This window comes from Flavobacteriales bacterium, from assembly GCA_016700415.1.
Classification (GTDB): Bacteria; Bacteroidota; Bacteroidia; order Flavobacteriales_F; family PHOS-HE28; genus PHOS-HE28.
Genome location: CP065018.1, coordinates 335,554 through 349,014, shown reverse-complemented (window position 1 = coordinate 349,014; position 13,461 = coordinate 335,554). Strand labels below are relative to the sequence as shown.

At 59.0% G+C, this 13,461-nt stretch carries 14 protein-coding genes; 7 read left to right on the top strand and 7 right to left on the bottom strand.

Annotated features, from left to right (window positions below; all coding sequences use genetic code 11):
* The first annotated feature begins 69 nt into the window (after positions 1-69).
* The 3 genes from IPP95_01445 to IPP95_01435 all read left to right on the top strand — a co-directional run bounded on the left by IPP95_01445 (position 70) and on the right by IPP95_01435 (position 2,178).
* Positions 70-354 carry an acylphosphatase gene (locus tag IPP95_01445; protein QQS72921.1) on the top strand — a complete coding sequence of 95 codons (285 nt, stop codon included), beginning with the start codon at positions 70-72 and terminating at the stop codon, positions 352-354.
* A gap of 264 nt (positions 355-618) precedes the next feature.
* Positions 619-1,770 (top strand): PD40 domain-containing protein, encoded by a 1,152-nt coding sequence (locus tag IPP95_01440; GenBank protein QQS72920.1) that lies wholly within the window; start codon positions 619-621, stop codon positions 1,768-1,770.
* 81 nt (positions 1,771-1,851) lie between these two features.
* Complete coding sequence (locus IPP95_01435; protein ID QQS72919.1) at positions 1,852-2,178, top strand: prolipoprotein diacylglyceryl transferase; 327 nt, start codon at positions 1,852-1,854, stop codon at positions 2,176-2,178.
* A gap of 77 nt (positions 2,179-2,255) precedes the next feature.
* Here the strand turns inward: IPP95_01435 and vsr are convergent, their stop codons facing one another.
* Positions 2,256-2,708 (bottom strand): DNA mismatch endonuclease Vsr, encoded by a 453-nt coding sequence (vsr, locus tag IPP95_01430; GenBank protein ID QQS72918.1) that lies wholly within the window; start codon positions 2,706-2,708, stop codon positions 2,256-2,258.
* A gap of 48 nt (positions 2,709-2,756) precedes the next feature.
* Between vsr and IPP95_01425 the strand changes: the two genes are divergently transcribed.
* From IPP95_01425 to IPP95_01415, 3 genes are all read left to right on the top strand, one after another.
* Entirely contained in the window at positions 2,757-3,332 is a 576-nt protein-coding gene (locus IPP95_01425) for a hypothetical protein (GenBank protein QQS72917.1), read from the top strand.
* A 24-nt stretch (positions 3,333-3,356) separates the two neighbouring features.
* Positions 3,357-3,686, top strand: a complete 330-nt coding sequence (locus IPP95_01420; protein QQS72916.1) for a multidrug efflux SMR transporter — start codon at positions 3,357-3,359, stop codon at positions 3,684-3,686.
* 187 nt (positions 3,687-3,873) lie between these two features.
* The gene (locus IPP95_01415) at positions 3,874-4,677 is read left to right on the top strand and encodes a pyrroline-5-carboxylate reductase (GenBank protein QQS72915.1); all 804 of its coding nucleotides are present in this window, start codon (positions 3,874-3,876) and stop codon (positions 4,675-4,677) included.
* Between the two features lie 21 nt (positions 4,678-4,698).
* Here IPP95_01415 and IPP95_01410 read toward each other — a convergent pair whose 3' ends face one another.
* The 5 genes from IPP95_01410 to IPP95_01390 form a co-directional block, all read right to left on the bottom strand.
* Positions 4,699-5,343, bottom strand: coding sequence for a DsbA family oxidoreductase (locus tag IPP95_01410; protein ID QQS72914.1), 645 nt, complete (start codon positions 5,341-5,343; stop codon positions 4,699-4,701).
* A 102-nt stretch (positions 5,344-5,445) separates the two neighbouring features.
* Entirely contained in the window at positions 5,446-7,380 is a 1,935-nt protein-coding gene (locus IPP95_01405; protein ID QQS72913.1) for an OmpA family protein, read from the bottom strand.
* 161 nt (positions 7,381-7,541) lie between these two features.
* The gene (locus IPP95_01400; protein ID QQS74168.1) at positions 7,542-8,123 is read right to left on the bottom strand and encodes a radical SAM protein; all 582 of its coding nucleotides are present in this window, start codon (positions 8,121-8,123) and stop codon (positions 7,542-7,544) included.
* A gap of 480 nt (positions 8,124-8,603) precedes the next feature.
* Complete coding sequence (locus IPP95_01395) at positions 8,604-9,143, bottom strand: hypothetical protein (GenBank protein QQS72912.1); 540 nt, start codon at positions 9,141-9,143, stop codon at positions 8,604-8,606.
* Between the two features lie 194 nt (positions 9,144-9,337).
* A complete protein-coding gene (locus IPP95_01390) occupies positions 9,338-11,065 on the bottom strand; it encodes a hypothetical protein (GenBank protein ID QQS72911.1) in 1,728 nt (575 codons plus the stop codon).
* Positions 11,066-11,536: 471 nt separating this feature from the next.
* On the opposite strand from IPP95_01390, the gene IPP95_01385 reads away from it, so the two are divergent.
* Positions 11,537-12,223 (top strand): PorT family protein, encoded by a 687-nt coding sequence (locus IPP95_01385; protein QQS72910.1) that lies wholly within the window; start codon positions 11,537-11,539, stop codon positions 12,221-12,223.
* Positions 12,224-12,291: 68 nt separating this feature from the next.
* Here IPP95_01385 and IPP95_01380 read toward each other — a convergent pair whose 3' ends face one another.
* Positions 12,292-13,461 carry a SpoIID/LytB domain-containing protein gene (locus tag IPP95_01380; protein ID QQS72909.1) on the bottom strand — a complete coding sequence of 390 codons (1,170 nt, stop codon included), beginning with the start codon at positions 13,459-13,461 and terminating at the stop codon, positions 12,292-12,294.

Sequence of the window (13,461 nt, the reverse complement as noted above, 5' to 3'; positions counted from 1 at the left end):
CCTTAGTCGAGCAAATATGCGGATTTGACGGGGTATTGTCAACATTACTTATTCACAACCCTTCGCTGGATGGATCCTTCCGCATCTCTTCACTGTCGCATTCGGGTCTCCGGGACCGTGCAAGGTGTATGGTTCCGCCAAGGCACATGGGAAGCCGCCATGCGCATGAACATCTCGGGACATGTCGAGAATCTTCCTGATGGCCGTGTCCTGATCGAAGCGGAAGGAACGCGGGCCGATATGGATGCGTTCATTTCATGGTGCCACAAAGGGCCTCCAATAGCTGAGGTGGTTTCCGTGGTGATCGAACAGGGTGCGATGCAGGGCTTGTCGGGATTCGTGATCCGCCGCTAGTATCCTGTCGGCTCAGGTCCACAACGACGCCGTTTTGTGTGCATCGCTGGGTACTCCGCCCCCATGGCACCGGCATGCGGTCAAGGCAGCTTCCCTTTACCGCAATTGTTTCATCCTGATCTTTTCGGGAGGGCACAAAAGACACGAAGAGTCCGATGGAGCATAGAAATGACCGTGATCTGGAGGTATCGTTGTGCGGTATTGCGCTGGTCTGACAAACATCCGGGAACAACGGATAATTTCGCGGCCTTTCCAGAAAACCACATGAAGCTATCGATCCTTGCCCTCCCCACCGTACTGCTTTTCAGCTGTGGCACTTCCTCCTCCCCTGAAAACCAGGCTGCGGCCAGTGCTGATACCACGGTGGCCACCACCGATGCCATGTCGAGGGCCGTCCCGGACAGTGCATACTGGAATGCGGACTCCTTGATCGATCCGGCTGAAACGCATTTCGCACACCTGCGCCAGCTCTCCTTCGGCGGTGACAATGCCGAGGCCTACTGGGATTTCGCAGGGGACAAGCTCTCCTTTCAGGCACATGTACCCGCTTGGAGCGAACAGTGCGACCAGATCTATGTCTTCAACCCGTTCACCGACGACTTGCGGAACACGCCCCCGCAAAAGATCAGCATCAATGGCGGACGCACCACGTGCAGCTACTTCCTGCCGGGTGACAGCTTGGTGCTCTTCGCCAGCACCCACCTTGATTCCAAGGACTGCCCGCCCGTTCCTCCGCATGTGCCCGGTGGCAAGTACATCTGGCCCATCTATCCGAGCTTCGACATCTTCGTCAGCGACCTGAAGGGTAACATCCGCAAGCGCCTCACTAACACCTCCGGCTATGATGCAGAAGGAACCGTTTCGCCCAAGGGCGACCGCATCATTTTCACCAGCATGCGCAACGGTGACCTCGACCTGTACACCATGAACATCGACGGCAGCGACGTGAAGCAGATCACGCATGAACTGGGCTATGACGGCGGCGCCTTCTTCAGCCCGGACGGGTCGAAGCTCGTGTGGCGCGCGTCCCGCCCCAAGACGCCGGAGGCCATCAAGGAATACAAAGACTTGTTGAAGATCGGACAGGTGATGCCCACGCAGATGGAGCTTTTCATTGCCAACGCCGACGGCAGCGACGCCAAGCAGATCACCGACCTGGGCCAGGCCAACTGGGCGCCCTACTGGAACCCTGACGGGAAGCACATCATCTTCGCCAGCAACCACAAGGCCGAACGCGGCTTCCCCTTCACGCTGTTCATGATCGGTACCGATGGCCAAGGCTTGGAACCGCTGACGAACACGGACATGTTCGATGCCTTCCCCGTCTTCAGCAAAGACGGCAAGTACCTTGTGTTCAGCAGCAACCGCGGCGGCAAGGACCACGAGACGAACCTCTTCATCGCGGAGTGGAAATAGTGTTGCACCCCATGTACCCTGATCGGGGTATTTCCCGGGAATATCGGCAAGGGTTTGGAATGATGGGCGAACTTCGCGCACATGGCTGAGAAGGAGGTGGCGAAGGGAACCGGCTGGCTGAACAGACTGGGCGCGCATTGGGGAGTCAGCGCGGGCCGTGCGGTGATCATTCTAACGGTGTTCGCTTGCACGGGCTTCACGGTGATGTTCCTGAAACGCCCGGTGGTGGCCTTTTTCACCCAGGAGGAAGGAGGCACCCCGATGCTGTTCTCGATCCTGTACTACATCCTGATCCTGCCTTTCTACAACGTGATCTTGTTGATCTACGGGGCGCTGCTGGGCCAGTTCGCCTTTTTCTGGGCGTTCGAGAAGCGCTTCTTCAACCGGATCTTCGGCAGGAAGAAGTGAGGGCGATGAGCACATACCACGAAGGCATGTCTGCGGCAGCCAGGGACAATACGAACACGAAGACCATCCTATTCTGATCACATAGGAGGCTTCGCCAGTGCCCTGTGCACGCGCCGGACCTGTGCGACCGGGTACTTCTTCAGGCGGCAATCCCACACGGTGATCACGCTCCAACCCGCCTTTCGCAAGGCGCGAACGTTGCGCTTATCCCGGGCTATGTTCCGATCTAATTTCTCCGTCCAGAACTTCTTGTGCGTCTTGGGCCTGCGCGGCTGGCAATGCGGGCAGCTGTGCCAGAAGCATCCGTGGATGAAGACGGCGACCTTTCGGCCCACGAATGTGATGTCCGGCCTGCCCGGGGCCTTGGCGTACTGCAAGCGGAAGCTGCGTATCCCCGCCTCGCTCAATGCCGCGCGCATGGCTTTCTCCGGTCCGGTGTTCTTCGACTGGATCCGGCTCATGACCGCACTGACACGCGGGTCCACGGGCACCGGCGCACGGCCATCGCGGATGTATTTGCGTTCGGTCATCTCTTTGCCCCTTACAAAGGTGAGGATGGAATACCGCTACATTTCGGCATGAAAAGGAGGGAACTGCGCAAAGCCGCCGCCGCGAAGATCGCCATGGGCTACAGTCGCCAGCACGCCTATGATGCGCTTCGCGTCGAGGAACCCACGGCGGACAATGAAGACCTGGCGAACGCGGTACGCTTTACCCCGTCGCTCATGGCCCGTGAGCATTTCAAGAATGAGCGGAACATCTTGGTGGTGCTGGTCGTGGCGCTTTCCGTCTTCTACTTCTGGCAGGTGGGAATGCTCTACCAAGATCAAGGCTCCTTGCGTCTGCTGTTCTACTTTGCCCTCCCGCTCGCCCTTTTGTTTTTGGGAGTCACCTCCACAAATAATCGTAACAGACCTTATTCCGGTATCGCACTTCTCGCCTTCATCACAGGAACCCATTGGTGGAATCGAAAGCACAATTTGGACATAGCCGATCCTCGGACAATGGTTTGGTTGGTCCTCACCGTTGCGGTGATCGCCTTGGCCCTGTACCTCCACAATAAGCTCACCTCGGATTATACGATGCAGCGCGACCCACGTGAAGGGATGCACAAGCGCGCGGTATTCCCGCCCGAGCCGGGGAGCTTGGTCTAACGCCACGCCCCGTTTCTTTGCCCCATGAACTGGATACTGCTTTTCATCGGCGGGCTTTTTGAAGTGGGCTTTACCACTTGCCTCGGCAAGGTGAAGGAAAGCTCGGGCAACACCGCGTTGCTATGGTGGACCGGGTTCATGATCTGCCTCGTGGCCAGCATGTACCTGCTCTACCGCGCTTCACAGACGCTGCCCATGGGCACGGCCTATGCGGTGTGGACCGGTGTAGGCGCTCTCGGCACAGTGGTAGTGGGCATGGTGCTCTTCAAGGAACCAGCGGAGTTCTGGCGGCTTTTCTTCTTGTTCACGCTGATCGCCAGCATCGCCGGATTGAAGCTCGTTTCGAATTCGTGAGTTGGTGAGCTATTTGGCCGCAGAGGCGCGGAGGCGCAGAGAGATCGGGATATGGCGATCAGTGATCGGGCGGCTGCCTGCTGCCACTGCCTACTGATCACTGCCACTGCCGACTGCAACCTTGCTCCTCCCGTTTTCATCTTTCAGCTTTCCAACTTCAACTTTCCAAAGCTCCTACTTTGCAGCCATGAAGATCGCCATCATCGGATGCGGCAATATGGGCCTGGCCTATGCCCGCAGCTTTCGGAAGAACCACATCGCCGACCGGGACGAACTGCTGCTGATCACCCGGAATGAAGCAACATGCGCGACCGTGGCCGCCATGGACCTGGGCACCGCGGTCCCGGTGGTGGACGCACGGATCGCGGATTGCGCCATTGTCATCATCGCTGTGAAACCGCAGGATTTCGGCGCGCTCGCTCCCGTCCTTGCCGCAGTGCTACAACAGGAGCAGGTCGTGCTTTCCATCATGGCCGGTATCACGTTGAAGCGGCTTCAGGATTCGCTTTCCCACCGCATGGTGGTGCGTGCGATGCCGAACGCTCCGGCGCAGATCGGTCTGGGCGTCACCGCCTACACCACGGCGCAGGACCTCACCATGCGGCAGGCGATCACCGTGGAGCGACTGCTCAACACCACGGGGCGCTCCGTACATCTGGAGGATGAGGACCAGCTCAATGCGGTGACGGCGCTCAGCGGCAGCGGACCCGCCTACGTCTTCCTCTTCGCCAAAACCTTGGCCGAGGCCGGGCGGGCGATGGGATTGGAGAACCATGTGGCCGCAGCGTTGGTGCAGCAGACCATGCTCGGCGCCGTACAGCTCATGTACCACTCCGACCGCACCCCGGATGAGCTGATACTGGCCGTCACCTCCAAGGGAGGCACCACGCAGGCCGCGTTCGACGTGTTCCGTTCCGCTGATCTCGCGGGTACCTTGGAGCGGGGCATCCTGGCCGCCGAACGGCGTTCCAAGGAGCTTTCGCAGGCCTGAGCTGATCGCAGACAACTTCGTTCAATCCGTCTTTCGCGCGCTCCACGCTTGTTGCAACGCACCGAGGAAGTGGTCACTGGACTGTGCGCCGCTCACCGCATACTTGTCATCCAGCACGAAGAACGGCACGCCGCCCACACCGATCTGCTGCGCTTCGTATTCATCGGCGTGGACCGCTTCGGTGAAGGCATCGCCGACCAGCATCTCCTCCACTTCGGTCCCGTCCAGACCGATCTCTTCGGCGATCTTCTTTAGCACCGCTCGGTCAGCGATGTGCTCACCCCGGAGGAAATAGGCTTGGAACAAGCGTTCTTCCGCTTCGGATCCCTTCTGCTTGGTCTTTGCGAACTGGATCAAGCGGTGCGCATCGAAGGAACTGCCCATCACGGCGTTCTCCATATCATACTCGAGCCCCACGGAGTGTGCGCGCTCCACCACGCCGGCCACTATCTCCTGGGCCTGCTCACGCGTGCGACCGTACTTCTTCGCCAGATGCTCGAACATGTCATCCTCGGAGCGGACCGGTGCGTCGCGGTCCAGCTCGAAGCTCTTCCATTCCACCTCCACCTCGTCTTTGTGCGGGAATTTCGCCAAGGCGTTCTCAAACTCGCGCTTGCCGATGTAGCAGTACGGGCACACCACATCGGACCAGATCTTCACTTTCATGGTGCAAAGGTCGGCCCCACGTCTTCAGGCCGAAAGGAGCATCGGAGAACACATCTCATGTCGCCGCTGCCAACTGCCACTGCCTTCTGCCAACTGGCCGCCTCACAACACCGTCACCTCCGTCCGCCGGTTCATTGCACGGCCCTCGTCGGTATCGTTCGTCGCCATGGGCTTGGTCTCCCCGTAGCCCTTCGCCACGATGCGCGAGGCCTCAATGCCGTGGGTGATGAGGAAGTCGCGCACGGCATTGGCGCGCTGCTCGCTCAACTTCTGGTTGGCGGCGTCATTGCCCACGTCGTCGGTATGGCCGCCCACTTCAATGCGCATCGCAGCGTTCGTCGTCATCAGCTTCACCAGCTTGTCCAATTCCACCGTGGAAGCCGGGAGCAATTCATAGCTGGCTGTCTCGAAGAAGATGTTGCGCAGCTCGATCTTCTCGCCTGCGACGATGGGGTTCAGCTTCACATCGAGATCCGGTGTCGAGGTCGCATCGCTTTGCGCCACACTGTAATTCTTGGAGAAAAAGAGGTAGCCCTCCGCCGAGGCGTTCAGCGCATAGTCCTTACCGCGCGGCAGGCACACGAGGAATTCCCCGCTCTCCGGATCGCTGTATGCGGCCGTGGCCAAGGCCCCGGAAGCGAGATCATAAAGTTCCACATCGGCCTCCACGGGCTTGCCGTTGGTGCGGTCCGTCACCTTTCCGTGGATGTATCCGACCGCGGAAGCACGAGCCTCCTCCGGAAGAACGAAGTTGTACAGGTCAAGGTCGCCCACGCCTCCGGGGCGATCGCTGGCGAAGTAGGCGAGTTTGCCTTCGGCGCCTACGAGCACGCTGTTCTCATCGCCGCCCGTGTTGATGGGATATCCCAGGTTCTGTGCCCTTCCCCAAGAGCCATCGGTCTGCATGCGGCTCACATAGATGTCCAGTCCGCCCATGCCGGGATGGCCGTCGCTGCTGAAGTAAAGCGTTCTGCCATCGGGATGGATCTGCACGCTTTCCTCCTGGCCAGCCGTGTTAACGTTGTCGCCCAAGCGCTCCGGTTTGCCAAAGGCCCCGTCCTCGCCGAGCACCGTACGATAAATGTCCATGCTCTTCAGTCCGTCCGCAGCTTGCGATGCACGGACAAAGTAGAGCGTGCGGCCGTCGCTGCCCATGCTCGGCTGGCTTTCCCAGTTACGCGTGTTCACCGGGCTGCCTAGGTTCTGCGCAGGTGTCCAGCGGTCGCCGATCCTGCGGCTGATGAAGAGGTCACAACTGCCCAGTCCCTTCAGTCCCTTGCCGTAGGAGCCGTCGATGCCTGCGCATTTCGTAAAAACGATGAAGCGCCCGTCCGGTGTGAGCGTTCCCGCGCCTTCATTGTCCACCGTGTTCACCGTTCTGATCGGCTGAGCCGTTCCCCATGCACCATCGCCCCCTTTGTGGCTGACGAAAAAGTCCTCCTGCTTGCCGAACTGTGAGCGGGCATCGATCAATAAGCGCGTGAACATCAACGTGCTGTCATCCGCTGTAACGCACGGGAAATACTCGGGGTCCTTGCTGTTCACTCCCGGGCCGAGGTTCACAGGGTCGAATGGGACGGGGTTCTGCACGGCCTCCACCGCGAAATCGCAGTTGGCGATCCCAAGTGAGGCGCGTTGCCTCCGTTTCGGATCGCTGTCCAGTTCTTTCGCCATGGCATAATGCTTCCGGGCTCCGGTATAGTCGCTGGCGGTGATCTCAAGTTCGGCCAGGTGCAGCGCAGCGGGCGGAAAGAAGCGCGGGTTGATCGCCACCACTTCGCCATACATGGCCATGGCCTCCTTCGGCATGTTGCGCTGCTCGTACATCTCCCCGAGGTAGATCCGCGGTTCGATGAAGCGCGGATCGGCCTCCGCCGCCTTCTTCAATCCGTTCTCCGCGCAGCTCCAGTCCTGAAGGCGCATGCACTCGGCCCCTTTCTCATAGAGCTTGATGGCCTTCTTGTCCGTGCTGGTGTAGTTACCGGGTTGAGCTTGTGCAGTTGGCAGTTGGCAGACGCAGTAAGCAGCAAGGAGCAAGCTCCGGAGGATCCGGTGTGCTGGTGAATGGTAGTTGGTGACTGGTGACCGAGAAAACTCACCACCACCACGGAGCACCCTACGCAGCCTGACAACTGACAACACGCCGTCGCCAGGGCGCTTTGGCGTGGGCACCTGACAACCGACAACTGATAACCGCTTCATGGAATGTTCAAATACTTGTGTGTCTGCAAGGAAATGCGCCAGCGCGGGTGCGCCATCACGTAGTTGGTGACAAGCGGCATCATGGTTTCGCGTTTGGTCCATTCGGGTTGTAGGTAGAGGGCGCAGTCGGCCTGTGTCTTGGCGGCATGTTCCCCGGCCCATTGCAGGTCGTGTTTGTTGAAGACCACCACTTTCAACTCATCGGCCAGTGCATGGAAGCCGGGCACGGGGGCCTTGAACTTTTTAGGACTGAAGCAGATATGGTGCCATTCCCCGCTTATCGGTGAGGTACCACTTGTTTCGATGTGCGTGCGAAAGCCGGCGGCGCGCAACGTTTTTGTCAAAGGGCCGAGATCATGCATCAGGGGTTCACCGCCGGTCACCACGGCGATGCGCGCCGGATGCTTCAGCGCTTCGGCCACGATGTCCGCCACGCTGTGCATCGGATGTGCGTCCATGGCCCAACTGTCCTTCACATCGCACCAAGTGCAGCCCACATCACAGCCGCCCAAGCGGATGAAGTAGGCCGCCTGGCCGGTGAAGGCCCCTTCCCCCTGGACGGTGTAAAAGGCTTCCATCACAGGCAGGACAGTGCCGGCCCGAACGGGATCTTGGGTTGGTTTCACGGGTGCAAGTTGGTTCACGTCAGGACAAAAAAAGCCCACACAGGACCGAGTTCAAAAAACCCATGGATCACATGAGCGGGTCGGACAGGAAAGGGGTCGGTAATCCTCGGCATTCCCGAAGGAATTCGCCCGAAGGCGATGAGGCGCGCCCTTGCCCTTTGGATCTTCCGATCCTGAGTAAAAAGTGTTGGTTTTGAGAACCTATGGCCTATGTGGGCTGTCTGTTGATCAGCACATAGCTGAGAAAGAACGTGTCCGTGGAACGAAGGTAAGCGCTGTGGTGAAGATCGCCAAACGGAAACGATCAACGATCAATGGAACACAGATGACGCTGAAAGAACTGACCCATGCAGATAGCGTTTTCAATCTGCTGGAGTTCGAGGATCGATACTCACAGACTCAAGACTCACGACTCATAGACTCCCGACTACCCTACTCTCCCTTCTGCCCCACGAAATGGTCCTCCTTGTCCTCGAAGAGAATGTTGAAGGTGGTGAGGCTGCCGTAGCAGCGCGTGATGTACTGCTGCATCTCCACCTTGTCCTGCTCGCTGAGGTCCTTGCTGGCGTTGATCTTTTGCTCCAACACGCGGAAACGGTCGCGCATCATCACGATCTTGTGGAAGAAGTCCTCGATGGGCACCTCCTTGCTCTTAAGGGCGGGATCAGCGGAACGCATTTCCAGGATGCCTTTCTGCCAACGGCGCGCGAGCGGAACCGGGCGTTGCAGGCTGTTGTCCTCCTCAAGCACCTCGCGCAGTGCGTCCTTCACGCTTTCAAGGTCCAGCGCCTCAGGTTCCACTTCCACTCCGGGCGCGATCACCACGAGGTCCTCAAAGGAGCGCGCGATGGGCTTCTCGCCGTGCTCGCGGAAGAAGATGTGGATGGAATGCGCGTCCAGGTCATAGACCACGCCTACGCCGAGGGTGGGGTGCTTCACACGTGCGCCGATGCCGATGTCGTAAAGATCCATGGGTTGAAAGGGATGAGGTTGCGAAGATGGGGATGGAAAGCGTTATGAAATTGAACCGCAAAGAACGCGGAGAGCGCAAAGAATACATACGTATGACGGCAGAGGAACGGAACCGTCATACGGCGATCGAGAACGCAGAGGAAGGCTGAGCGTTCACCGGCGGCATTCACGTCCGGCAAAATGCGACGGGGCCGCTATTCCACCACACGCAGCACGGGATACTTCCGCCAAGTCGGCTCCATCCAGGGCGACCGCTGATAGATCCAGGTGAGCTGTGCGCCAGCATCTTTCGCGAAGTCGGGATCCGCTGCCCGCTTACCCTCGAAGGCCCGCTTCAGATCCACGGCATGCGTGAGGAGCCGCGCGGCCATGTCCTCAAAGACGTAGCTGTCGTACCACTCTTTCTGCTGTAACACGCCGTCGAAGAAATTCCACGCGAAGAAGCCGTCCTCGGCCCGGCATTCGAGTGCCTCCATCACATAGCGGTCCGTGGTCCGGCCCATCGGCACGAGCAGGTCACCGGCATGGGCGGTCATTTCGGTCCGCCGCCGCGTGGTGTTGATGTCGCGGTGCAAGTAGTGCCCCTCATAGACCATGGGCACCGTGGTGAATTCCCCGATGCTGTCCTGCTCCACCTGCAACAAACTGTCGTTCGGAAGGATATTCATTTCCACGCCGTTCACTTTCAACCTGTCGATCACTGCCTTCCATTGTTGCGGCACCAGGTAGGCTTTAGGCTTGGCCATGGTGAAGGATGGCCGGTACGTATCGTGCCAAGGGACGACCGTGTCGGTCGGCTCGTTGTGGTCATAGCGGATGCGCGGGAGGCCTGTGACAAGGCTGGTATCCATCCTTGCCGCATAGCCTTTCCAAGGGATGCTGCTCACGGCAGAGGTATCCAGCCGCCAGTTCAAACCGAAGCCGGCCGCAGTGCGCGTCCGCTCCTTAGCGGCAATGCGTGCCTTCTTCAACTCATCCGGATGTTGGTCCATGACCGCCAAGGTGCCCAGCAACAGCTGGAAGGTGGCGTTCACCCGATCGGCAAAGGGCTTCAGCATGTGGCTCTCACTGATGATGCTGATGCGATCAAACAAAGCATTGTAGCCGCTGCTGTATCGGGGGCTGTCGTAAAAGCCGCGCAACCCTTCCTCCGGGACCTTGCCCGTGGTCTCAAAATAGGGGCACATCAGCAGGCCCTTGCTATTCATCCGGTCGTACTGGCCTGGCTGAAGGACCTTGGTCATGAACTCCGAGAGCGGCGGTGAAAGCTTGTCCTTCTGCGTGGCCAGCAACGCCATAGTGTACTGGTGGTCCGCGCCATCGCTGACATGCGGCTCGAAGTAGATGTCCGGGTCCCATGCCGTCAATGCCGCTTCCAATGAGCGCGCATTTTCGGAATCCATCTTCATGAAGTCGCGATTGAGGTCCATGTTCTTGGCGTTCCCGCGGAAGCCGTATTCCAGCGGCCCGTTCTGGTCCACGCGGCTGTACCGTCCCCTGTTCAAGGCTCCGCTGACGTTGTACACGGGCACGATGCACACGGCGGTATGCACCAGCAGGCCCGTTAGCTGATCGCTGTCCAACAGCGCTTGTGCGAGCATGAGGCTGGCATCGATCCCGTCCGGCTCCCCGGGATGGATGGCATTGGTGATCCAAAGGATGTTCTTGCCCGCTGCACGGATGCTGTCCGGCGTGAAGCCGCTACCGTCGCTGAGGATGAAAAGGTGGATCGGATGGCCGTCATCATCCTTACTGATCACTGTGAGCTTCGCGCCTTCATACAATGAGACCATGCTGGCATAGCGCGCGATGGTTTGTTGCCAGGTGGCGGACGTGTCACCGGTGAAGGTCCATTGGGCTTCCACGGTCCTGAAGATGACCATGGCAGTGAGCAAGAAGAAGAGACGTTCACGACAGAACATGCACAAAGATGGCCTTGTCCGCCTAAAAAGAGGGAAGCCCCGACGCAGCAAGGAGCGTCAGGGCTTCCGAAGTGCCGGCGACCAATGTCGCCGGGCCATTGAGGTCAGCAATCAGTCGTGCCTACTTCCTTCCAAGGGGCGCAATTTTCTTCCGGATCGGTAGCTGGCCCCGGTGTTGACTGTTCTTCAACTTGCGGCTGAAGGACAGGCCCGACATCTTGGGCATAGAGTTGCTCCTCGGAAGTGAGCTGGAGCAGAAGCGTGAGGGTCATGATGGGCCACATGGGGAACGATCGATTTGCCGCAAGTTCGCACATCAATGAACCCTTTGTCAAGACGAATACCTATTTTTCATCGACGAATGATAATTTCGTTGCAAATCGGGAGTGATCGATCAACCAGCGTTTGGGAAGAAATAACCTGGCCCGATCAACTCTACCGGAACGGGATGTGCACCTTCGTCCCTCGACCATGATCGACATGAACATGCCCCGCTCCTTCCGCGCCCAATGCCTATCGGGCCTCATCGTCGTACTGCTCTTGCCATATTCCGTGGCCGCACAGGAATCTCGGAACGGCCCCAAGATCGGCATCGACATCGGCACACAGACTGCCGGCCAGTTCCTTTCTTGGTACGGCCTGCCGAAGCTCGGCTTCATCGCGGGCTGGAGCTTTGAGGCACCGCTCACCTCGCAGGTAAGCCTGCTGATCGAGCCGATGTACATCGGCAAGGGAAGCGTAAACGTGAACAGCCAGTTGAAGACACGCGGCTCCGTCGCCCTCAACTATCTGGAATTGCCCTTGATGCTGAAGGTGAGCACCAATCCGGACCCTCAAGGGCTATTCCTTTGCGGCGGCCTGATGTACGGATACTTCCTGTTCGGGAAGGTCCGGAATTATCAAGATGGCACCTTGGTGAGCGCCTACGATTACTCGCCCAGTGACAATACCCATCGCAGTCAATTCAGCGCGGCATTGGGCATTGGCCATGAGAAAGGGCATTGGATGTGGGAACTGCGCGGCCAGAGCAGCCTGAACACCTTCGAGGCGATCCAGCGTTCGCACAACGTGGTCTACTCCCTGCAAGTGGCCTGGCGTTTTTCCACAAATTCGGAAAGGGAGAAGAAACGCAGCGCTCAAGAGGACGACCAGAACTGACCACGTTCTGTTTCCCGCTAGTCTAACGTTCTCCCCTCCTTGAAAAAAGGAGGGGAGAACACACCTGCTCAAAGTCCGTCGTCGCGGAAGAAGTCCAGGTTCTGGAGCTTCACGAGGTGGACGTTGGCGAAGTAGTGGTGCAGGATGTCCGTATAACTGAAGCCGTCGCGGGCCATGCGCATGGCACCTTCCTGACAGAGCCCCACACCGTGGCCGAAGCCCCGCCCTTCGAGCACCACCATGTCCCCCTCGGGACGCACACTGAAGTAAGCCGATCGCAGGCCGAACTCCTTGCGGATCTGGGCTAGCGGCACCTCCGGGCTGATGTTGGAGAGGTAGAGTTCGCGGCATTCGGGGATGTGGTCCGTTACGCTGGCCACAACGTTGCTGTCATCGGTGTTCACGCCGTAGGTCCGCCGCAGGTAGCTGAGCCATTTGGTGCGGGGGATGCTCTTCTCCCACGAGGCGTGCGGTGCTTGTAGGCAAAAGGTGTCCATGGTGCTGACGAGATAGGGCTCGCTTTTGCTCCAGACGTCCTCAGCGTTCATGGTCTCCCCTCCGCAGTTGCTGTGGAAAGTGGCGTGGATCAGATGAATGTCCGAATCCACCACCACCAGATCGCGGGTCAGCGCCACGGCCTGTGTGATGCTGTCCTGCTGGTTCCTACCTTGAAAGACTTGGCAATGCGTGCCGTCGCAGACCTCGAACCCTTCCCCGAGGTGCCTGCGCTTGTTGGCCAAGGCATAGGTGCGGCAGCTCACCGCCTGCAGTTTGTAGTATTCGATATCGTGGCCCTTGCCCGCCTCGGCCTGCACCACGCCGGCCACATATTCCTCTATGGGCACCGTGGCGACCAGCAAGAAGCGCCCCCCTGCTTTCAGCACTTCCAAACTTCCGGGATAGGCGCGCTCAGCGGACTTCGGTGCCATGTTCCGTAGTCGGAAGCCTTTCCCGACAGGTGAACGAAAAGTGAAGCTCTTTTTCGCCGTGATGTCCAGGACCAAGGACTTGGCGTGCATGCCATTCTCGCTGGAACGGATCATCAAGCCGTCCGATGAAGCGAGTTCACCCACTTGCTTGCCATCAGCCCAGATCGTCAACGGCCCCTTGTCGCCCATCACCATCACAGAGGCGGTGGGCGTGTCCCGGAGCAGCCCGACACTTACATCGGCATATTGTTGCGCCACAGCCGTAGCGGAGAGCAGCACTGTTGCCAAGCCGAGAGAGACCCTGTTCAT